Below are 21,777 nucleotides of genomic sequence, written 5' to 3' on the forward strand. Positions count from 1 at the left end.
TTCCGCTTCTTTGATATCACAGATTATTTCATTTACCTCAATGATATCTTTAACCAGTTCCCTGAATTTCTGGTGATTGGCCACCTCATCCTTAACCTTTTCCATCTCTGGGCCAGGCCGGACTTCCTGGCATAGGTTTTTCCGTTTACTTTTGTGGTCAAAAGATATCGAGGACCATGACCGGGATCATCCGGCTGTGCGCAGACGCAGTTAAGCTTGCCGCAGCGGCGATAGGTAGCGCTAATCGAGCCCCGCCGGAAGTCGCCAGTTCTGGATAACTCTTGGTAAAGCCGCTCCCGTTCCGCTTCCAGCCGTTCCTCCTCGAAAGACATAAGCCACCCTCTCGGATGTGTTAGTACCTCCAGAATAGCGCAAAAATAACAGCGGTAAATAATGAATCACATAATTGTCGTGCACCCTTCGTGACGATCGGGACGACTATGACTACTCCAGGTAGTCTTTGAGCTTCTTGGACCTAGACGGGTGACGCAGTTTTCTCAAGGCCTTTGCCTCAATCTGCCTTATCCTCTCCCTGGTCACTCCGAAGACCTGGCCCACCTCTTCCAAGGTACGGGCACGCCCGTCGTCCAGTCCAAAGCGTAGCCTAAGCACACGCTGTTCCCGCAGGGTAAGGCTGTCCAGGACCTCCTCCAGCTGCTCCTTCAATAGCATGAAGGAGGCCGCCTCTGCCGGAGCCGGGGCATCCTCATCCTCTATGAAGTCACCGAGATGGCTGTCCTCTTCCTCGCCTATCGGTGTCTCCAGGGATACGGGCTCCTGGGCTATCTTCATGATCTCCCGGACCCTCTCCACCGGGACATCCATCTCAGCGGCTATCTCCTCGGGCAACGGCTCCCTTCCCAGTTCCTGTAGGAGCTGGCGGGACACCCTGATGAGCTTGTTTATGGTTTCCACCATATGTACCGGTATCCTGATGGTCCGCGCTTGGTCCGCAATGGCCCTGGTTATAGCCTGGCGTATCCACCAGGTGGCATACGTCGAAAACTTGTAGCCCTTACGGTAGTCGAACTTCTCCACGGCCTTTATGAGCCCGAGGTTACCTTCCTGGATCAGGTCAAGAAACAGCATCCCCCGCCCCACGTACTTCTTGGCGATGCTCACCACAAGCCTGAGGTTAGCCTCGGTCAGCTGGCGCTTGGCCTGTTCGTCTCCCGCCTCGATGCGCTTGGCCAGGCTCACCTCGTTCTCCGCGGTCAGCAGGGGCACCTTCCCGATCTCCTTGAGGTACATCCTGACAGGGTCGTCAATGGCCACGCCCTCGGGAACGGAAAGGTCCACCTCATCCCCAGGCTCTTGCTCCCTCTCGGCCAAGGGAGGAGTCTCGTCCCGGTCGGGGATCTCGCCGACCACCTCAATGCCCAGCTCACTGAGGGTGTCGTATACCTCCTCGATCTGCTCAGGGGTGAGCGCGATGCCCTGGAGGGAATCCATGATCTCCTGGTAGCTCAGGACACCCCTCTTCTTTCCCCTGTCTATGAGTTCCCTTAGTCCCTCGATCTTTAGCACGTGCATTACCAACCTCTCATCCTTCTAGGCTGAGCCCTTCAATCCCCTAACGATCCCCTGGTACTCCTCGAGAAGCCGGGTATCCGGGAGTAGCCCATCCGCCTCAGCACTTCTTATGGCCTGCTGGATCTCATTGAGCCTCGCCAAGGCCTTTCTCTTCTCCAGCGTCGCCAGGCAGTCCCGTACAGCCTTCAGTGGGTCCGTGTACTCAATAGACTCCACGGAGATCCTGGTGAGGAGCATGCCCTCCTCCCCAGATAGCATGTCCAGCAACGCCGGTGGAGTCGACCTCTTGCCCTCCACGGCGTAGAGCGCCTTGGCTATGGCCCCACACCTGGAGTCTTTGAAGCCATCGCCGAGATGCTCCCGCACCATTGGTATTGTCTCCGGGTACTGCAACATCAGTCGTACCAGGTCCAGTTCTACCCGCTCTCCGGCGAAGTCCCCGCCAGTCTTTTTTCCTGTCTCTGCATTATCTACTCTATTATGCCTGTCAAGAACCTTTTTATGCCGCCCGGCCCTGTGCTTGTTCACCTCCGCCCCGAGGGCGGCCTCCTCGACCCCCAACCGCGCGGCCACCATTCTTATGTAAGATGATCTCTCAACGGCGTTTCTTATGCGACCAAGCACTGGCACCATTTCCTCGCTGACCTTGACCTTCCCCTCCACTGTCTTGGTGCCCACACCCTTAATGGACCTGGCCAGCCGGTACTCCACCAGGGGGAGGGCCTGGTCAAGCACAGCCTCCAGCGCCTCCTTGCCCCCCTGCCTTACTATGTCATCGGGATCCTGGCCTTCCGGCAGCGTCGCCACCTTCACCCGGCACCCCATGGCACTGAACACATCCAGGCCCCTCAGTGTCGCTGCCTCCCCGGCGGCATCGGCGTCATAGGCCATGACTGCCTCCTCCACATACCGCAGGACCAGCCGGGCCTGCTCCTCAGTGAGGGCAGTCCCCAGGGACGCCACAACGTTCTCCACGCCCGCCTGGTGACTAGCCACCACATCCATGTAGCCCTCCACCACTACAGCCCGGCCCAAACGCCTGACGGCCTCCCTGGCTAAGTTGAGAGCGTAGAGGCAGTGGCCCTTACGGAACACCGGGGTCTCCGGCGAGTTCAGGTACTTGGGTCCGCTGTCGTCCAGGGTCCTGCCGCCGAACCCGATGACCCTCCCAGACACATCCCTGATCGGGAACATGATCCTATTTCGAAAGCGGTCATAGACCCCTCCGGTAGTCCTCCGGCCAGCCAAGCCTGCCTGTAACAGCACTTCCTCACTGACCTTCTTCCTTCTTAAAGCCAGGCACATGGCGTCCCATTCACCCGGCGCGTAGCCGAGCCCAAACCGTTCAATGATCTCAGGCCTTACACCCCTGCGCTCCAAGTATGCCCTGGCCAACCCGGCTGCTTCTGACCTTTGCAGGGTAGTCCTGTAGAACCCCGCAGCCAACTCCAGGGCTTCCACCAAGGCAGCCCGCCTCCTGGATGCCGGGTCCTCGGCCTCAGGCAGGCAAACCCCAGCTGCCTCAGCCAGGTGCTCCAAGGCCTCCCGGAAACTCATGCCCTCCTTCTTCTCAAGGAAGGTGAAGACGTCTCCGCCCTCCTGGCACCCGAAACAATAAAAGAGCTGCTTCTCCGGGGACACGGTGAAAGAAGGCGTCTTCTCCGAGTGGAAAGGACAAAGCCCCAGGTAGTTCTTGCCAGCCTTCTTCAGAAGGACATGGCCGGACACCACCTCGACGATGTCGGTGCGGGCCCTGACCTGTTCCACCGCGTCTTCTCCCCAGGCCCCCCTCAAGAGAAATCACCCTTCGCACCATTTTGTCTCTTCGGCGGCAAGAGGTGTTTTCCTGCCCTCCTGCGAGGAACAAAAACACACCCTCAAGTTACCGGAGGATGGCTTCCCGCCACGTGCATTGTGATGCGCACTGACCGTCTGAGAGAAGGCCATACCCCCTTGGGCTCGGATGCTATCCTGACCCTACCCCATGGGTATTCTCCGTCCCAAGGAGTTGTCCTTCCGGACCCCGCCTCTCCTTACTCCTCAAGTCTCCAGGATCCCGGGAGGAAATGTCGCTGGTACTGCGCCACTGCGAACCTGTCGGTCATCCCTGCGACGTAGTCGGTAACAGCATTGTCAAGGTCGCTGTCTGACTCCTCCGGCAGGAGCCCGGGATTGTCCCGGTAGTACCAGTACAGGCGCTTCAGCAACCTCTTGGCTTTGTCCTCCTCCCGCTTGGCTGCGGAACCCACGTATACGGTGCGGAAGAGGTACTCCCTTAGCCTCCTGGTGGCCTCGCCCACAGAGGCGCTCATCGAGATGGAGTCCCGCCCCCGGCTACTGGAGATGACGTCCCTGACCATGGTGTCTATTCGCTCCGAGTGCCGGCTCCCCAGCACCTGGATGCAGTCGCGAGGCAGGTCTTCTTCTTGAAGAATGCCACCTCGCAGGGCATCGTCGATGTCGTGGTTGATGTAGGCAATCCGGTCCGATATCTTCACGGCCTTGCCCTCCAGCGTCCCCGGCTCAAGGTCGCCTGTGTGGTTAAGGATGCCGTCCCTCACCTCCCAGGTGAGATTGAGACCCTCTCCCCTCTCCAGGATATCCACCACACGCAGGCTCTGCACGTTGTGGTCGAAGGTTCGCGGGGGATCAACCTCGGCCAGGACCTCCCTCAGGGCCTCCTCTCCCCCGTGACCGAAGGGTGTGTGACCCAGGTCATGGCCCAGCGCCACTGCCTCCGTGAGGTCCTCGTTGAGCCTGAGCGCCCGGGCAATGGTCCGGGCGATCTGGGATACCTCAAGGGTATGGGTGAGACGGGTCCTGAAGTGATCCCCCTCGGGGATCACGAACACCTGTGTCTTGTGCTTAAGCCTCCTGAATGCCTTGGAGTGGATTATCCTATCCCGGTCCCTCTGGTAACAGGTCCTTACCGGGCACAAGGGCTCGGGCCTCTCCCTTCCCCGGGAGTCGCGGCTCCTCATAGCGTGAGGAGAAAGGCTCATCTCCTCAAGTTCTTCAGTGAGCTCCCTGGGCTCCAACCGGGCCCCCTCCTGTCCGCTTGGGCCGCACCTCGGACTGGGCCGCCGCCAGCCGAGCCACGGGCACCCTGTAGGGTGAGCAACTCACATAATCCAGGCCCGTCCTGTGACAAAAGTCTATTGAGCGGGGTTCGCCCCCGTGCTCCCCACAGATGCCTATCTTCAAGTCCTTCGTCTTCCGCCCCAGGCTCACAGCCATGGCTATGAGGCTCCCCACGCCCTCCTCGTCAAGCACCTCAAATGGATTATTAGGCAGAATCTTAGCCTGCAGGTAGTGGTGGAGGAACCGTGCCTCGGCATCATCCCGGCTAAAACCATAGGTTGTCTGGGTGAGGTCATTGGTGCCGAAGGAGAAGAAGTCAGCATGAACCGCCACCCGGTCTGCCGTCAAGGCAGCCCTGGGCACCTCTATCATGGTCCCCACATGGTACGGGAACTTGACACCGGTCTTTCTCATTACCTCTTCCGCCACGGTCTCCACTCTTTCCCTGAGGAAGGCCAGCTCCTGCTCGTGGCTAACCAGGGGTATCATCACCTCGGGCCTCACGTCCCGGCCCTCGCCGATGAGGGCCGCCACCGCTTGGAAGATGGCCCTGGTCTGCATCTCGTAGATCTCCGGGTACACCACGCCCAGCCGGCACCCCCGGAAACCCAGCATTGGGTTTGCCTCCGCCAGTCCCCGGGCCTTCCTCAAGAGCCCCTCCTTGTGCTCTATCTCTGGCTTCCAGAACCCCTGGGCCTTGGCGGAGGCCAGCTCCTCCACCAGCTCGTGAGTATTGGGAAGGAACTCGTGTAGGGGAGGATCCAGTAACCTTATCGTAACAGGGTAGCCCTCCATGGCCATGAGGATCTCGCGGAAGTCCTCTTCCTGCATGGGCAGGAGTCTCTCCAGCGCCTGCCTTCGCTGCTCCTCATTGTCAGCAAGGATCATTTCCTGGACCACAGGCAAGCGATCCTGGGCCATAAACATGTGCTCGGTCCTGCAAAGACCGATCCCTTCGGCCCCGAACTCCCGCGCCCGGCGGGCGTCCTCCGGCGTATCGGCGTTGGCCCTTACCCCAAGCCGCCTCGTCTTGTCCGCCCAGTCAAGGAGGATCTGGAACTCGCATCCCAGCTCCGGATCCACTAGGGGAACCTCCCCTAGCATGACCTGGCCGGTTCCCCCGTCCAGGGATATGATGTCCCCTTGGCGCACCGTAACCCCGCAAGACACGAATTCCCTCTTCTCCAGGTCTATGCTTATGCCCTCGGCCCCCACTATGCCTGGCTTCCCCATACCCCGGGCCACTATGGCCGCGTGGCAGGTCATTCCTCCCCTGCTGGTGAGTATTCCCTCGGCCTGGACGATCCCGTGCATGTCATCGGGGGTGGTCTCAGGGCGGACCAGTATCACCCTCTCCCCCCGCTTCCCCATCTCCTCAGCCAAGTCGGCGCTGAAGACCACCCTTCCCGTGGCGGCGCCAGGGGACGCCGGCAAGCCCTTGGCGAAGGCATTAAGCCTGGCAGCAGGATCCACGGCACGGTGAAGGAGCTTGGAGATCTGCTCGGGCTCCACACGGAGCAAGGCCTCCTCCTGGGTGATCCGCCCCTCCCGTACCATGTCCACCGCCACCTTCACGGCGCTCCGGGCCGTCCTCTTGCCAGTACGGGTCTGCAGCATGTAGAGCCTGCCCTTTTCTATGGTGAACTCGATGTCTTGCATGTCACCGTAGTGATCCTCCAGGAGTTTGGCCGTGTCCCGGAGCACCTCGTACACGCTGGGCATCTCCCCGTCCAGGGCCTGGATGGGCTTAGGTGTTCTCAGCCCCGCCACCACGTCCTCGCCCTGGGCATTCAGCAGGTACTCCCCGTAGAGCCCCTTTTCGCCCGTGGAGGGGTTCCGCGTGAAGAGCACCCCGGTCCCCGAGGTCTCGCCCATGTTCCCGAATACCATCACCTGTATATTGACGGCAGTCCCCAGGTTGTCGGGGATACGGTGAACCCGCCGGTACACCACGGCCCTGTCGTTGTCCCAGGATTCGAACACTGCCCTCACCGCCATGAGCAACTGCCTCCGCGGATCCTGGGGGAATTCCTCCACGGACTGGGCAAGAATGATGTTCTTGAACTCCCTGACCAGCGTCTTCAGGTGGCCCGCCTTGAGGTCCTGGTCGGTTACCGCCTCCACGCTACCCTTGAATCTCGCCAGGGCAGATTCGAACTGGTCGTGCTCCACCTTGAGAACCACGTTCCCGAACATCTGGATGAACCGCCTGTAGCAGTCATAGGCAAACCGCTCATCTTGGGTCTCCCGGGCGAGGCCCTCGACCGTGTCATCGTTGAGGCCCAGGTTCAGTATAGTGTCCATCATCCCGGGCATGGAGAAGGCAGCACCGGACCTCACGGAAACCAGGAGGGGCCTGGACACATCTCCGAAGACCCGGCCTGTCCTGGCCTCGATCCCCTTAACCCCGGCGGCTACCTGTTCCTCAAGACCCTCGGGGAATCTCTTCCCGCTATTGTAGTATCGTATGCAGGCCTCGGTAGTCACAGTGAACCCAGGGGGCACCGGCAGCCCTATCCTGGTCATTTCCGCCAGGTTGGCTCCCTTACCCCCCAAGAGCGCCCACATGTCCGCTTGGCCTTCCTCGAAGAAGTAGAGGTATTCCCCCATCGTTATCCCCCTCGTACGATTATGCTGATGACCTGGGACGCTGTTTCCTCCACGGCCCTGTTCGTGACGTCCACCACGGCGCATCCCAGCCGGCGGAACACCTCGTCCGCATACTCCAGTTCCATGAGTATCCTGGCGGGGTCCGCATAGCTGGCGGTGGGGTTCAACCCAATGACCTTGAGTCTCTCCTGCCTTATCTCTAGCAGCTGCTCCGGCGCTATGGTGAGGCCCACGATCCTCTCGCGCTTCACGGACCATAGCTCCTTGGGCAGTTCCACCTCAGGTACCAGGGGCACATTGGATACCTTGTGACACCGCTGGGCCAGGTAGAGGCTGACCGGGGTTTTTGACGTGCGGGAGATGCCCAGGAGCACCACATCAGCCTCCAATAAGCCCCTGGGGTCCTTCCCGTCATCCGACTTCACGCTGAACTCAACGGCCTCCACCCGGCGGAAGTACTCCTCATCCAGCTTGTATACCCTGCCGGGTTCAAGGTGAGGCTCCTCCCCCGTTACCTGCGCCAAGGCCTCCATGGCAGGGCCCATCACGTCCACAGTGGGGATGCCCTTCCCCTCGGCCTCACGGCGCATGGCATCCCTGAGGTGCGGGAGAATGAACGTGTATATTATGGCGGCGGATTGCTCGGATGCCTCTTTCACTATGGACTGTATAGCCTGCTCGTCCTTGACCCTGGGGATACGCCTGAACTCCAGGTCCCTGGGGTACTGGCTGGCCGCGGCCCGGGCCACCAGCTCGGCTGTCTCCCCCAGGGCGTCGGACACCACGAACACCGAGGGCACGCGCCTCTGGGCCTTCCCCTCCAATGTCTTCCCCTCCCGTCATCTTGCGTACCTATTATTCTTTTTGCCCTGAAGATCCTTCCATGTGGATCTTGCCCAGATCAGCGCTCTCCCCCAGGAGGCTGGCCACTCCTTTCAAGAGGCCGAGGCGGTTCTCCCGGATCTGGGTGTCAGGCTCCATGACCAGGACATCGTCGAGGAAGCGGTCCACGGGCCCCCTCAGGCTGGACAGGGCCGAGAAGTATGCGTCCCAGTCCCCGGACTCCCGGGCCCTCCGGGCCTGGCCGGTCACGCGAGCCAGGGCCTCGTGGAGTTCGCCTTCGCTGGCGGACCTGAAGAGCGCGGGGTCTGCCTCGATGCTCCCGGCCTTGCCAGCCAGGTTCGCCGAGCGGCGATAGGCGGTGAGCAGGTCCTCTCCTCCTTGGCCTCGCACGAAGGCATCCAGGGCCTCTGCCATGGAAAGCGTGACGGGAAGGTACCCTGCCTCCCTGGCCATTACCGCCTCTATTACCTCATGCTGAAGACGCTTCTCCACCATGATACCCCTGAGGCGCTGGGTGAAGAACTCCTTGATACCCTCGGGGAGTTCCCTCGAACCGGGGTAGCTGCCGAGGGCTGCCTCAAGGCTGCCCTCAAGGCTCACCCGGAGGCCCGATTCCAGGAGGCACAATACCACCCCCAGTGCCTGCCTCCTTAGACCGTAGGGGTCGCTGGACCCCGTGGGCTGTATGCCGGCAAGGAAACACCCTACTACGGTGTCCAGCTTGTCCGCCAGTGCAAGGAGGGCGCCTTCCCTGGACTGGGGCGCCGGGTCCCCGGAGAAGCGCGGCAGGTGGTGCTCAAAGATGGCCGTGGCGACCCTGGGGTCCTCACCCGACCTGAGCCCGTATTCCCTGCCCATCACGCCTTGGAGCTCGGGGAATTCCACCACCATGTGGGTGACCAGGTCCGCCTTGCAGAGAATCGCCGCCCTTCGTGCCCGGTCAAGGGTGCCCTCATCCAATCCAGCCCTGGCACCCAGATCCCCCACAAGCCCCTGGAGACGCCTGGCCTTGTCACCCATGGAACCCAGGGTCTCCTGGAAGGTAACCCGGTCCAGTTCGGGTACCCGTTCCTCCAGGGTCGTCCTGGAGTCTTCCTCGAAGAAGAAGCGGGCATCAGCCAGCCGTGCCCTGAGGACGCGCTCGTTTCCAATGCGCACCAGGTCAAGGCCCTCCGTGCCCCCGTTCCTCAAAGCCACAAAACGGGGCAGGAGTCCCCCGTCACCAGCCTCCACCGGGAAGTACTTCTGGTGATGCTTCATGCAGGTCACAAGGACCTCTTCCGGGAGGGTCAGGTAGGAGGGGTCAAAGGATCCCCAGAACGCAACCGGGTTCTCCACGAGGTACGCTACCTCCCCCAGGAGGTCTTCGTCCACCCGGGGCCTGCCTCCAGCCTCACGGGCGGCAGATGCCACGCCCCGCAGGATGGCCGCCATGCGCTCATCCTGGTCCACTATGACGCCCCTTTCCCTCAAGGCCTCGGGGTAGTCCTGGGCCGAATTGAGCGGGAAGGGCTCAGGGTAGAGGAACCGGTGTCCCCTGGAGAGATTACCTGCTCTGAGGTTTGCCGCCTGGAAGGCCACGGTATCGGAACCGAACATCCCCACAAGCCAGCGGATAGGGCGTGCGAACCTGAACTCGCCCCTTCCCCACCTCATGCTCTTGGGGAACTCCACCTGCTCCACTATGGAGGCCAGGACACCGGGCAGGACCTCCAGGGCACCCCGGCCCTTCTCCTGCCGCAGCGCGAAGACGTACCTTCCCTGGGTTAACTCCTTGACCACCAGGTCTCCCACGCCGACCCCTTGCGAGCGCGCGAACCCCTCCGCCGCCCGGGTGGGCACGCCTCTGGTGTCAAAGGCCGCCGCCTCAGGGGGCCCCTTCACCTCTACCACCTGGTCTTCCTGGTCTTTTGCCACCCTGGAGCACATGACAGCAAGCCTCCGCGGGGTGCCAACCGCCCTTACCCTCTCAAAGGGCAGGCGTGCGGCCTCCAGCGCCCGGGCCGTGGCATCCTCCAAGGCCCTCAAGGCCCCGGGCATGAAACCTGCGGGTATCTCCTCACAGCCGATCTCCAGAAGAAGCTGTCTCAACTAGGACACCTCCTTCAGGAGGGGATAGCCCAGGCTCTCCCTTTGCCTTAGGTAGGCCTGGGCCACCAGGCGGGCCAGGCCCCTCACCCTGGCAATGTAGCCGGTGCGCTGAGTCACACTGATGGCCCCCCTGGCATCCAGCAGGTTAAAGGTATGGGAGCACTTCAGTACGTAGTCATATGAGGGCAGCACCATGTCCCCCTCAGCCAGCCGCCTGGCCTCAGCCTCATATACCCCGAAGCTGTGTTCCAGCATGTCCACATCTGCCTCCTGGAAACTGTAGCGTGACTGCTCGGTCTCATTGGGCCGGAACAGTTGCTCGTAGCTTATCCCCGGCGCCCACATGATCTCGAACACGTTGTCCACCCCTTGGATGTAGGCGGCCAGGCGCTCCAGGCCATAGGTGAGCTCAACGGGCACGGGGCGGCAGTCAATCCCCCCGACCTGCTGGAAGTAGGTGAACTGTGTGACCTCCATGCCATCCAGCCAAACCTCCCACCCCAGGCCCCAGGCCCCAAGCGTGGGAGCCTCCCAGTCATCCTCAACGAAGCGAATGTCGTGAGCGAGGGGATCGATGCCTATGGCCCTCAGGCTCTCCAGGTAGACACCCTGGGCATCATCTGGGGAGGGTTTCAGGACAACCTGGTACTGGTGGTGCTGGTACAGGCGATTAGGGTTTTCGCCGTATCTCCCATCGGCAGGCCTGCGAGAAGGCTCCACGTAGGCCACCTTCCATGGCTCAGGCCCCAGGGACCTCAGGAATGTGGAGGGATTCATTGTGCCCGCCCCTTTCTCCACATCGTAGGGCTGGGCTATGACGCAACCGTACTCGGCCCAGTAGCGTTCCAGCGCGATGACCATGTCCTGGAAGTACACTCCCATACCTCCTCACGTAAAACTTAAGCCTCCATCCCAGCCAGGTTGACTGACAGGGACGGGAGGCCTCTCCCGCGGTTCCACCCTGTTTGACCCCGAAGGGCCCTCTCTTTTCCGAGGTTTTACTGCCCCGGTTTTTGCCGGGGGTTCTTCCTCAGGCTCCCGGGCGCCTTCACGGCTCTCCAGGTCCGGGCTCACACCCAGCCACCCGGCTCTCTGAGCCTGGTTCCCCGCTACTTTTCCCGTTCACAGCCACTCTATACAAAATGCCAGGGACAAGTGTTTCTAGAGCCTCGTCTCCTCTTACTCCTCCTCCTGGCGCCATTCCTTCTTGGCGGTCTCTGCCGCCCCTTGGCCTCGCTTTCCCCAGCGTTCCAGCTCCATGCTGCACTGGGAGCCCAGGGCCACAAGCATGGACAGGATGGCCAGGGCGGGCGCCAGCACCACGCCGACCAGGGTAAGGGTTAGGGGCACATCCAGCACCACCCTGTCATCCTTCTTCAGGACCACCCGGGTGACGTTCCCCTCCCTTATAACACGGGAGAAGACGTTAATGATCTCCTCACCCTGCACGGCCAGTCTCTCTGTCCAGGTAGACCTCTTATCCCGCTCCTCCAGCCAGGCCAGGGCTCCAACAATATCGCCGCCGGCGGCCTCCAGGGCCTCACTGGCCTCGGCCCATCCCACCTTGGCCTTCTCTTTGACCAGCTCAACCTTCTTCAGGTCTTCTTCCACATCTATCACCTCTCTTCTTCAGTGCTTCTTCCACATCTATCACCTTGCTCCTCCCGAGCTCCCAGCTGTTTGAGGAAACTGAGGGATTTCAGCTTCTTGTCCAGGTGCCAGAGGATGTAGCCGTCCAGGGCAAGACACATTTCCCGTTCAGTCCGGGCATCTATGACCAGGCGCCCTGAAAGACCAGGTTCAAGCCTCAACAGGGCCTTCATGCACTCCAGCGCCTGCCGGGAGAGGCGCCCGGCCCCTTGGCCTGACCCGCAGGTGTGGCAGAGCACGCCACCCTGCCCCGGGGAGAAGAAGGGGTCTAAAACCTCCCTGCCGCATCCCAGGCAACGATCCAGCCCGGGCCCAATGCCCAGGATCCCTAGGAACCTCAGCTGGAACATATGCCTCACCGTGGCCGGCGGGTGCCCATCCCTGAGCAGGCCAAAGGCTTTCAGCAACAAGGGATAGGCCCCTGGGGTGGCATCACGAAGACCCATGGACTCGTCCACAAGCTCGCACAAGTACGATGCGTTCGCCAGGAGTTCCAGGTCCTCCCGGAGAACCCTGAACCCCTCGGTTACCTCGGCTTGACTCATGGTATCCATGGTCTTCCCAGGGTAGAACGAGGCTGTCACTAGACAAAAGGGCTGGGTGGCCCCGCCTAGCTGGCTCCTGGTCCGCCTGGCCCCCCTGGCCACTGCCTCGATCTTGCCGTGCCGGTCGGACAACAGGGTTACTACCCTGTCGGCCTCCTGGAAGTCCCTGGACTTGAGAACTATGGCCCGAGCCTTGTAGGGACCCATGCCGTCACCTCTATCATGGCCCGGAAATGGGGTTGTATCCCTAGATGAGTCTCTCCATGAGGCTGGTGGCCATGGAAAAGTATATAAGAAGCCCGCTCACGTCAATGATGGTGGTGATGAGGGGGCCTGACGCAACAGCACTGTCCATCCCGAACCGGTCAACCACCATGGGAACCACTGCCCCAACAACTGCTGCGATCAACAGTGTCAGGCTCATGGACAGCCCTACGACGGCCCCCAGGATGGGCGAGCCCTGCCACATGAAGGCTGCCAGTGCCACCAGGGTGCCGCAGGCCACGCCCAGCAGCACGCCCACCTGGGCCTCCCGGAGCATCACGCGGATGAGGTCCTTTCGCTCCACCTCGCCTGTGGCCAGCCCCCTGACCACGACAGCGAAGGACTGGGTGCCCACGTTCCCGCCCATGTCTATGAGAACGGGGATGAAGTAGGCCAGCGCCACAACACTTTCCAGCGTAGAGGCAAACCCCCTGATGACATTTGCCGACAGGAAGCCAACGAACAGCAGGATGACGAGCCAGGGCAGGCGCCTGCCCATCCTGAGCCAGGGACCTCCCTTCACCAGGTCGTCAGCCTCACCGGAACCTGCTCCAGCCATGCGGTAGATGTCCTCGGTGGCCTCTTGCTCCAGCACGTCTATGACGTCGTCGAAGGTGACGATCCCCTCAAGCACCCCATCGTGGCCCACCACCGGCACGGCCAGGAGGTCGTACTTGGATACCACCTTCGCAACCTCTTCCTGGTCTGTGGTGACATCCACGCTCACGACGTTGGTCTCCATGATGTCCTTGAGCAGCACCTGGGGCTGGGCGACTATGAGGTCTCTCAGGGAGAGCACCCCGGTGAGGCGTCCTCCCCCGTTGATGACATAGAGGTAGTAAACGGTCTCGGCATCTGGCGCCAATCGCCGCAGGGTTTCTATGGTCTCATGGGCTGTCATGTCCTCTTGCAGGGCTATGAACTCAGTGGTCATGATACCGCCAGCGCTGTCTTCCTTGTAGGTGAGGAGTTCCCTGACATCCTCGGCGTCCTCCAGGAGCTCCATGATCTCCTGGGCCCTGCCCGGCTGCACCTGGGCCAGGAGGTCCGCCAGGTCATCGCTGGACATTTCCTCTAGAACCCTTGAGGCCTGGGAGGGTTCTAGGGTCTCAAGGAGGCGGGATTGGACATCGTACTCCAGTTCCTGCATTACCAGGGCGGCATCCTCGCCTGGCAGCAGTAGGAGCACGTAGGCCCTGGCAGTGTCGGAATCCATCTGGGCCAGGAGCTCCGCCAGGTCCACTGGGTGGAGATCCTTTAGGATGGCACACAGCTCCTCCCGCCTCCCCGCGTCCACCAGATCCTGGATCCTGTTCACTAGTTCCATGTCTAGTCTCACTCGCGCGCCCCCCCTTCAGCTGGACGTGGGGCCTCCCGGGCCCTGCCCCCCGTATTATAGCAGTAAATCAAGGAAAACAAAAGGCCTCGCCCATATGGGCGGACCTATCTGCTCCTGGCTCATCCAGGCGTCCCGGGACAACCTCTAGAGCCTGGAACCGTCGTACCCGAGGGACCTTAGGAAGGCCTCCCGGTTCCTCCACTCCTCCTTCACCTTCACCCAGAGGTCAAGGTATACCTGATTTCCCAGTAGTCTCTCCATGTCTACCCGGGCCAAGCGCCCTATCTCCCTGAGCATCCTGCCGCCCTCTCCTATGATTATGCCCTTTTGAGAGGTCTTCTCCACCACTACTGTGGCCGCCACGTATGTAACGCCATTGGGCCTGGGGGAGACACCCTCCACGCTCACAGCCACCGAATGGGGAACCTCATCCCGGCAGAGGCTGAGAACCTTCTCCCTGACCAGCTCACCCAGCATGAAGCGCTCGGACCTGTCCGTGACGGCATCCTCAGGGTAGTAGGCGGGGCCTGGGGGCATCGCCTCCCTTACCCTCCCCAAGAGCAAGGGAAGGCCCTGGCCGGTGACGGCAGACACAGCCAGGAAGCCCCACCCTGGAGATAGCAGGCTGGTATAGTTCTCCAGGGCCACCAAGCTGCCACCCCTGACCAGGTCCATCTTGTTCGCCACCAGCAGGACAGGGATATCCCCCAGCCTTTCAGAGACGTAAAGGTCCCCCTTCCCCGCCGGGCGGTGCGCTTCCACGACAAAGAGGACAATGTCCACGCCTGAAAGGGTTGAGATGGCGGTGTTCACCATGTGGCTTCCCAACCGGTGCTGGGGTTTGTGGATGCCAGGCGTATCCACGAACACCACCTGGTAGTCTGGCCCAGTGAGCACCGCGGATATGCGGTCCCGTGTTGTCTGGGGCTTCGGAGACACGATGGCCACCTTATGCCCTACCAGTGTGTTTACCAGGGTGGACTTCCCCACGTTGGGCCGGCCCACCACCGCCGCGAAACCCGATCGGAACTCGGCCAGTCTCACCCCTCCTTGCCCTCGTCTTTCACTGGTATTTCACCACAACCTTGTCATGGACGACCTCCACCCAGGTCTGCCCCGGGACCAGCACCAGGCTCTCCCCTGCTTCATCCAGGAATACCAGAGGGGCAAGGCGGTCCTGTCTCTTCCACGTGCCCTCCCTGACGCACCCCTCGGAGAAGGCCAGAAGCTTCCCCTCTCCCCAGGATTCCACATCCATCCGGCCCTCGGGGTCACCTGGGATGATCCAGGCCTTCACGAACTGCACCACCACGTTCCTGGCAAGGAGGGGATCGCCTCCCGCCAGGTCGGTGTCGGGCTGGCCGTTCACGCTCCGGCGGTAGTGAAGGCCAGCGCTATCATAGGTGAACTCAACCTTTGGGCCATCTCCAGGGTACTGGATAGAGAGGCTCTCTGAGGGGGCGCCCCGGGGGGCCTTGCCCACCTCAAAGGGGTGACTCGAGGTGGTGACCCCCTCCATCCCCATGCTCACCAGGACATCACGGATCTTCGTCATGCCGCTGTAGAGGTTGTGTGGCATGTTGCGGTCCGGGGAACGCCAGAAGACCCGGTCTCCCTTCATATCGTTGAGGCTGGGAAACCTCATCTTTTCCATCTCCTGGCTGGCGGCCGGGCTGGCCCCGGCATGGACCAGCACTGCCTCATGGCCCGATGCATAGTCCAGGAAGTAGGGACGCGCGCTCCTTACCGGGCCCACCGTCTCCGGCAGGCCGTGGAGGTAGACGGCGAGGTAGCGCGTGAGCCCGCCCTCCACCGGGAGTTCATAAACCAGGCAGGCCTCGGAGAGTCCCGCCTGCGGCCTCGCCTCAGGGTGATTGTCCACCGAGACAGCCACTGCCCTGAGCCCCAGGACCTCCTCATCTACGGCGGTTCCATCCAAGGGACACCGGAAGGGCACGGGCTCTGGAGCGGAAACCTCATTCTCATCCGGAGGCTCCTCGGGCACCTCCACCGGCTTATTCCGGTTCTGGCCGCAGCTGGAAAGGCCCACTATCCCTACCGCCAGCGCCAGGAGAAAGCCCAGGTACTGTCTTGCCATGACCATCTCCCTAGCCTCCTTTCCCGCTCCTCAAAGCCTCCCTGGCAAAGAGGATTGCACCGGAAACCCACAGGTAAAACAGCAGGGGTGATGACCGGGCCCAAGCCTGGACCGCCTCCGGGAGTCTTTTCAGCTCAGGACCGAACACCTCCAATCCCACAACCACACTCATGGCCGCCGTCACCAGCACACCCCCGGCCGCCACATTCTTGGCGGTCTTGGCTAGGCAATGATACCCCTTCACGTGAATGTCAACGGATGCCTCAATAGCGGTGTTGAGCAGCTCCACTACAACCACCGAGGTCACCGCAAGCACCACCAGAAGCCGCTCCAGCCGGCCCACACCCAGGATCAGCGCAAGACTGATGGCCAGGTATCCCAAGAAGGCGTGAATCCTGGCGTTCCGCTGGGTACGCCACACGTAAGCGGCACCCTCCAGGGCAAAGGCGAAGGACTCCGCAAGGACTCTGCGCTTCATTCCCGTTGCCCATACCCCAGGGCCGAAAGCACCTGGGCCTCCTTCTTTCTCATTTCTTCCTCCATGCCGGGCGCATCATCATAGCCCAGGAGGTGGAGCACACCATGGGCCACCAGGAGGGCGATCTCCTGGTCCAGGGTTATACCATACTCCTGGGCTTGGCGCGATGCGGTCTCCACAGAGATAGCAATGTCCCCGGCAACCCTGGCGCTGCGCCCGGGCCTAGTCTCCCCGGGAGGGAAGGCCAGGACGTCCGTGGGGTAGTCGTGCCCGAGGAAACGCCGGTTCAACTCGGTAATGGTCTCATCATCCATTAAGGCAACACTCAGCTCGCCCTTGATCTCCCCGCCAGCGACGCGAGCCGCCTCCCGGGCGGCTCTCCGGACCAGGTCCCGCACCCCCTTGCCCAGCGGCACCTTGTCCTGCCTATCTATGCAAACCACTTCCATTGGGCTTGGATTCCCCTCTCACGGGCGCCACTGGATGGCAGCCAGTAGAGATCAGCCCTGGCCGTGTGCGGAGATCTTGGCGCCGTTCTTTTGCCTCTCCATCTCCCGGAGCACGCTCTCAGGATACTCGATGCGAGGGTGCAACATCCCGGAAAGGGCCTTCACGAAGGCATCCCCGATGGCATCCAGGTCCTTGAAGGTAAGATCACTGTGATCCAGCTGGCCATCGTACAGCCTTTCCTTGATTATCTTCTTCACCACGCCCTCCACCCGTGCCGGAGTGGGCTTGGTCAGGGACCTCACGGCTGCCTCCACGCCATCCGCCAGCATAACGATGGCGGTCTCCCGGGTGCTGGGTTTCGGGCCGTCGTAGCGGAAGTCGGATTCCGGCACGCCCTCGCATTTTCCTTCCTCCGCGGCCCGGCTGTAGAAGTATGAGACGAGGCTGGTGCCGTGATGGCTCCTTATGAATTCCTGGACAGGCTCGGGAACCTTGTGCTCCCGCGCTAGTTCCAACCCATCCTTGACATGGGAGGTCACGATCAGGGTGCTCAGGCTGGGAGACAGCCTGTCATGGGGGTTCTCCAGTCCGAACTGGTTATCAATGAAGAAGTAGGGGCGCTTGACCTTCCCCACATCATGGTAGTACGAACCTACCCTGGCCAGCAGGGAATCCCCTCCAACGGCCTCGGTGGCCGCCTCCGCCAGGTTTGCCACCATGACACTGTGATGATACGTGCCCGGGGCCTCCATGAGAAGCCTCCGTAAGAGTGGCCTGTTGGGGTTCGAGAGCTCGATCAGCTTCATGGGGGTCATCACCTGGAAGAGGATTTCAAGATATGGGAGGCATCCCATGGTAAGTATGGCCGAGACAATGCCGTTGAGGGCACCCCAGAGGAGGCTCCTCCATGAGGCCAGGTCGCTCAGGGATGCACCCATTATCAGGTGGGAGGTAACAACAACCGCTACCACCGCGCTGCTTACCAGGAAGCCCGCTCTCATGAAATCGGAGCGCTGCCCCACCCTGGAGACACCCAGGACGCCCATGAGGCCCCCCACGGTTCCCGCCAGGAAGAACCTCATGTCCCAGCCGTTCATGACCGATACCATGACGCTGAGGATCACCCCTGATACCACCGCCAGGCGCGGCTCGATTAGGGTGGCCATGAGCATGGTTCCCGCCGCCACTGGTGCCAGGAAGCCAGAGATGGGCTGGAAGACCTGGGCGATGAGGAGTGTGACAGCCGCCATCAAACCGAGGAGGACCAGCCGCGACTCGCTCTCGGAGACATCCCTGTTGAACAGCCTCAGGTACAGGGCCACGGAACCCACCAGGATCCCGCTGAGGAGCCCTGAGCCCACCAGGTCGGATATGTCTGGGCCGGAGTGTACCAGCCCCAGGTCCTCCAGGAGTGCCATGTGATCCTCAGTAACCTTCTGGCCCTTCCTGACGATTACCTCGCCCCTGGCCAGCTTCACCGGGAGCACCTGTTCTATGGCGGCCTGGCGGCGGGCCTCAGTCTCCTGGGCATTGTATACCAGGTTTGCCCTGAGGGATGACTTCGCCACCCATGCGGAGAACTGCTTCAGCTCGCCCGGCAGCGCCATGGCCTCAGTCTCCATGTCCACCTGGCGCCTGTAGTTTTCCAGGGTATCCGGCTTGATCCCAGACACCATCAACGTCGTGACCAGTGCCTCCATAGCTACCCTGGCCTCAGCCAGTTCCTGGGGGCTCACCAGGGCCAGGCTGGCAAGGGTGTCCTCGGGGAAGTGAGAACCCCAGCCCTCCTGAAGGGCGATGAGCTTTGCCTCCTCACCCAGTTCAACGTCAGCCAGGATGGCCTCGACCCCAGCGAAGGCCGCTTTTATTTCCTCCAGGGCCTCTCCCAGCGCCGAGGAATCCTCGTGATACACGTCGGGAATGGCATCGGCGGCTTCCTTTCTCAGCCGTTCCGTCTCAAGCCGGTTCACGGTTTCACGGGGTACGGGAACGTCACTAGGAGAAGCCTCGCCCACCTCCAGGACTACCCGGTCAGGAAGAACGTTCCCGTAGAGCACGGCCCAGAACACCAGGAACAGCACCACGCCCACGAGTAGCCTGCGGAAAACCGAATCCCTCTGGGTAAAGCGGGGCGTGACAGCATCTTTTGCCTTCCCAGGGCCAACCAGCGCCACACTACCGCCCCCTTGCCCTATCCGTCCTCGGACTGGCGCTTGTCCTGGAATCTCTCGTAGGCCTTGATTATCTTCTGGACCAGCTCGTGCCTAACCACGTCGCTGTCCGTGAGGTATGTGAAGGATATGCCCTCGATGTCCCGGAGGATTCCCCTGGCTTGGTCCAGGCCCGAGGAGATCCCCTTGGGCAGGTCCACCTGCGTTATATCACCGGTAACGACAGCCCTGGAGCCTACGCCCAGCCGCGTGAGAAACATCTTCATCTGCTCAGACGTGGTGTTCTGGGCCTCGTCCAGGATCACGAAGGAATCATCCAGGGTGCGCCCCCTCATGTAGGCCAGGGGGGCGATCTCGATGAGGCCCCTGGTTACGTACTTCTCAAAGGTCTCCATGCCCAAGATCTCAAAGAGGGCATCGTACAGCGGCCTTAGGTAAGGGTTCACCTTCTCCTGGATGTCCCCGGGCAAGAAGCCCAGCCTCTCTCCGGCCTCCACCGCGGGGCGGGTCAGGATGATCCTGCCCACCTCCCGGTTCTTGAAGGCCCGCACAGCGCAGGCCACGGCGAGAAAGGTCTTCCCGGTACCCGCAGGCCCAATCCCGAATACCAGGTTGTCCCTGCGAATGGCCTCCACGTACTCCTTCTGCCCCAGTGTCCTGGGCTTGATCTGCTTGCCCCGGGCCGAAATCACTATTACGTCGGTGAAGATGTCGCGGAGTCGGCTGCCGTCCCCGGACTTGGTGAGCTCAATGGCATAGCGAATCTCGGCTGCCCCAAGGTCGTTCCCGGAACGGCAAAGATCCTGGAGGCGATGAAAAAGGGTGGCAACCCTCTCCACCTCTTGTGGGTCCCCCGTGATTATGAGCTCGTTGCCCCGGGGCACTATCTTCACTTGGAAGCTCTTCTCCACAGCCTTCAGCGTTTGATCGTGCCTGCCCAGTACCCGGAAGGCCTCCTCGTTATCCTCCAGAAGCACGTGGGCCTCGGCCCCATTATTCGTGCTCAATAGGCACCAATACCTCCCGTATCCTACTGGATCCCGCCCGGCCTAGCTGCGATGTCCTCTAGGGTCTCCATGGTCACCCTGGCGGCGATGTGTTCCGGGCCTTCACCCGCCACCTCTCCCCAGATCACGGACCTCTCGGCCCCCGGGGGCAGCACCTCCCTGGCCGCCTTGAGCGCGTTGTTCAGGGCTACCCGCCTGGCCATCTCGCGGCTGAGCGTTTCCTGGATTACCCTGATCTCGTAGTATTCTACGCTATGGAGTTCGACGGGCAGATTCAGATTCCTCCAGGAAGGAAGGGCCCACACGGTTGCCTCCTCTTCGAACCGGGCGAATGCAGGCCTCCTCGTGTTCAGTATCTCCCTGCCGTTCCATTTCAAGACATATCCCCTCGAGCTCCTTCCCGTCCTCTCGGTCCAGGTGCGGCTAAAGCCACACTCCCCGTAGCCCTGGTACCAGAACTTGCCCTTGGCAATCCCCCGGGACATTCCCGTCTCCGGGTCAGGCTCGATGAGCACGTCTCCCTTGCGCACCAGGGTCCCGGGCTCCACCACGGCCCTTCCCCGCAGGGCCAAGACATCCACGACATAGGAGTCGTCCCTTGCCACAATGGGACCAGGCTGCTCCTCCTGGGAGGGGTCTGGGTGCAGGGTCTTTTCGACCACCTCGATTACCACCAGGGTGCCCTTCTGGTGAATGCCTACCCATGATAGGCCCGGTGTCTCAAGGAGAATGGCATTCCTGGTGGCGTCCACATCCAGCCGGCTGCGAAGGGTGCCAGGGGCAAGACCCTGGCCCCTGGCGGCCTTCAGCACAGCCTCGGGCGGTATCCTCTCCAGGCCTGTGACCTCAATGAACCATACCATGGAGGCCATGATGTAGATCGCCCCGGCACAGAGGATGCCACCCACAAGTAGCATCCGGCGGCGCCTGGCCTTGACCAGGACAAAGGGGAGGCCGTACTTGCCCGTAATCCGGATCCGGCAGCCGGAGGTCTTAGCTATTCCCCTCAGTTGCCCAAAGCACCTGGCAGGAACTGAGAGGATGAGGGCGCCTTCGACGTACCGCATGTCCCAGGGGTATATGCCCTGGGACATGGCAAGGTTCAGGAACCGCTCGGGGGAGCCTCCCTCCAGGAGAAGGCTCACGCTGCCGTCGATGTACCTCCACACCCTCCCCCTCAAGGCGCTCGCCCCCTTCAGGTCATGCACAAGAAGCTGATCCTTCCCACGATGCAGAGCTCCTCGGGGAGCACGTGGGCGATGGAGAGCCCCTCCCCGGACACCTCTACCTGACCCTCGCTCACCCCCACAACGACCCTGGCCGGGGTGTACTCTATCACACCCCGGTGGTTTGTGATGGTGAGCTCCACGTTGCCCAGGAGGTGGAGCCGGGGGAGGTCCATGAGCAGGTCGTCAGGAAGGTCCAAGAGGTGAGCCAGGCGCTTCCTGAGTTCTCGGTCTTTGCTCCCCCGTGGTTTCCCCAATGGCTTCACGTCCTTTCAGATTACAGTATATGTGGGGTTTGGCCTCACTTGACCAACACGGCGGCCGCCCAGCATCGAGGACGCCCGAACCGCTCCCTGGGAATGGCAGGATGCCTCCCCAGCCCTTTGGGCCC

General features: G+C 61.7%; 19 protein-coding genes. All 19 read right to left on the minus strand.

The window, feature by feature from the left end:
* Nucleotides 1-32 precede the first annotated feature (32 nt).
* The gene (locus tag AB1576_07815) at nt 33-332 is read right to left on the minus strand and encodes a DUF6788 family protein (protein ID MEW6081668.1); all 300 of its coding nucleotides are present in this window, start codon (nt 330-332) and stop codon (nt 33-35) included.
* A gap of 112 nt (nt 333-444) precedes the next feature.
* Nucleotides 445-1,533 carry an RNA polymerase sigma factor RpoD gene (gene rpoD / locus AB1576_07820; GenBank protein MEW6081669.1) on the minus strand — a complete coding sequence of 363 codons (1,089 nt, stop codon included), beginning with the start codon at nt 1,531-1,533 and terminating at the stop codon, nt 445-447.
* An 18-nt stretch (nt 1,534-1,551) separates the two neighbouring features.
* A complete protein-coding gene (gene dnaG / locus AB1576_07825) occupies nt 1,552-3,300 on the minus strand; it encodes a DNA primase (GenBank protein MEW6081670.1) in 1,749 nt (582 codons plus the stop codon).
* Between the two features lie 266 nt (nt 3,301-3,566).
* Nucleotides 3,567-4,571: a deoxyguanosinetriphosphate triphosphohydrolase gene (locus tag AB1576_07830; protein MEW6081671.1), complete on the minus strand. Its 1,005-nt coding sequence runs from the start codon at nt 4,569-4,571 to the stop codon at nt 3,567-3,569.
* Nucleotides 4,549-7,224 (minus strand): pyruvate, phosphate dikinase, encoded by a 2,676-nt coding sequence (ppdK, locus tag AB1576_07835; GenBank protein ID MEW6081672.1) that lies wholly within the window; start codon nt 7,222-7,224, stop codon nt 4,549-4,551. The genes AB1576_07830 and ppdK overlap by 23 nt, the downstream gene beginning before the upstream one ends.
* Nucleotides 7,225-7,226: 2 nt before the next feature.
* Nucleotides 7,227-8,048 (minus strand): pyruvate, water dikinase regulatory protein, encoded by an 822-nt coding sequence (locus AB1576_07840; GenBank protein MEW6081673.1) that lies wholly within the window; start codon nt 8,046-8,048, stop codon nt 7,227-7,229.
* A gap of 31 nt (nt 8,049-8,079) precedes the next feature.
* Nucleotides 8,080-10,158, minus strand: a complete 2,079-nt coding sequence (glyS, locus tag AB1576_07845; protein ID MEW6081674.1) for a glycine--tRNA ligase subunit beta — start codon at nt 10,156-10,158, stop codon at nt 8,080-8,082.
* The gene (gene glyQ / locus AB1576_07850; GenBank protein MEW6081675.1) at nt 10,159-11,040 is read right to left on the minus strand and encodes a glycine--tRNA ligase subunit alpha; all 882 of its coding nucleotides are present in this window, start codon (nt 11,038-11,040) and stop codon (nt 10,159-10,161) included. It lies immediately after the preceding gene.
* A gap of 297 nt (nt 11,041-11,337) precedes the next feature.
* Entirely contained in the window at nt 11,338-11,769 is a 432-nt protein-coding gene (locus AB1576_07855) for a DUF4342 domain-containing protein (GenBank protein MEW6081676.1), read from the minus strand.
* Between the two features lie 5 nt (nt 11,770-11,774).
* Nucleotides 11,775-12,560 carry a DNA repair protein RecO gene (recO, locus tag AB1576_07860; GenBank protein ID MEW6081677.1) on the minus strand — a complete coding sequence of 262 codons (786 nt, stop codon included), beginning with the start codon at nt 12,558-12,560 and terminating at the stop codon, nt 11,775-11,777.
* A gap of 40 nt (nt 12,561-12,600) precedes the next feature.
* Complete coding sequence (gene mgtE, locus AB1576_07865; GenBank protein MEW6081678.1) at nt 12,601-13,956, minus strand: magnesium transporter; 1,356 nt, start codon at nt 13,954-13,956, stop codon at nt 12,601-12,603.
* Nucleotides 13,957-14,100: 144 nt separating this feature from the next.
* A complete protein-coding gene (era, locus tag AB1576_07870) occupies nt 14,101-15,000 on the minus strand; it encodes a GTPase Era (protein ID MEW6081679.1) in 900 nt (299 codons plus the stop codon).
* Nucleotides 15,001-15,019: 19 nt separating this feature from the next.
* Entirely contained in the window at nt 15,020-16,060 is a 1,041-nt protein-coding gene (locus AB1576_07875; GenBank protein ID MEW6081680.1) for a DUF3048 domain-containing protein, read from the minus strand.
* Between the two features lie 4 nt (nt 16,061-16,064).
* Nucleotides 16,065-16,532, minus strand: a complete 468-nt coding sequence (locus AB1576_07880; protein MEW6081681.1) for a diacylglycerol kinase family protein — start codon at nt 16,530-16,532, stop codon at nt 16,065-16,067.
* Nucleotides 16,529-16,981, minus strand: a complete 453-nt coding sequence (ybeY, locus tag AB1576_07885) for an rRNA maturation RNase YbeY (GenBank protein ID MEW6081682.1) — start codon at nt 16,979-16,981, stop codon at nt 16,529-16,531. Before ybeY ends, AB1576_07880 begins: the two co-directional genes overlap by 4 nt.
* A 51-nt stretch (nt 16,982-17,032) precedes the next feature.
* Entirely contained in the window at nt 17,033-19,156 is a 2,124-nt protein-coding gene (locus AB1576_07890; GenBank protein ID MEW6081683.1) for an HDIG domain-containing metalloprotein, read from the minus strand.
* A gap of 17 nt (nt 19,157-19,173) precedes the next feature.
* The gene (locus tag AB1576_07895) at nt 19,174-20,160 is read right to left on the minus strand and encodes a PhoH family protein (protein ID MEW6081684.1); all 987 of its coding nucleotides are present in this window, start codon (nt 20,158-20,160) and stop codon (nt 19,174-19,176) included.
* 23 nt (nt 20,161-20,183) lie between these two features.
* Nucleotides 20,184-21,341 (minus strand): sporulation protein YqfD, encoded by a 1,158-nt coding sequence (locus AB1576_07900; protein ID MEW6081685.1) that lies wholly within the window; start codon nt 21,339-21,341, stop codon nt 20,184-20,186.
* A gap of 14 nt (nt 21,342-21,355) precedes the next feature.
* Nucleotides 21,356-21,643: a sporulation protein YqfC gene (gene yqfC / locus AB1576_07905; protein ID MEW6081686.1), complete on the minus strand. Its 288-nt coding sequence runs from the start codon at nt 21,641-21,643 to the stop codon at nt 21,356-21,358.
* Nucleotides 21,644-21,777: the final 134 nt, after the last annotated feature.

This window comes from Bacillota bacterium, from assembly GCA_040754315.1.
In the GTDB taxonomy this organism is placed as follows: domain Bacteria; phylum Bacillota; class Sulfobacillia; order DUSP01; family JBFMCS01; genus JBFMCS01.

Bases quoted from the DNA above. Each gene is read 5' to 3' on its own strand.
- AB1576_07880 (MEW6081681.1), bottom strand. From the start codon at position 16,532: ATGAAGCGCAGAGTCCTTGCGGAGTCCTTCGCCTTTGCCCTGGAGGGT.
- AB1576_07875 (MEW6081680.1), bottom strand. From the start codon at position 16,060: ATGGTCATGGCAAGACAGTACCTGGGCTTTCTCCTGGCGCTGGCGGTA.
- ybeY (MEW6081682.1), bottom strand. From the start codon at position 16,981: ATGGAAGTGGTTTGCATAGATAGGCAGGACAAGGTGCCGCTGGGCAAG.
- rpoD (MEW6081669.1), bottom strand. From the start codon at position 1,533: ATGCACGTGCTAAAGATCGAGGGACTAAGGGAACTCATAGACAGGGGA.
- AB1576_07815 (MEW6081668.1), bottom strand. From the start codon at position 332: ATGTCTTTCGAGGAGGAACGGCTGGAAGCGGAACGGGAGCGGCTTTAC.
- glyQ (MEW6081675.1), bottom strand. From the start codon at position 11,040: ATGGGAGTGTACTTCCAGGACATGGTCATCGCGCTGGAACGCTACTGG.
- recO (MEW6081677.1), bottom strand. From the start codon at position 12,560: ATGGGTCCCTACAAGGCTCGGGCCATAGTTCTCAAGTCCAGGGACTTC.
- ppdK (MEW6081672.1), bottom strand. From the start codon at position 7,224: ATGGGGGAATACCTCTACTTCTTCGAGGAAGGCCAAGCGGACATGTGG.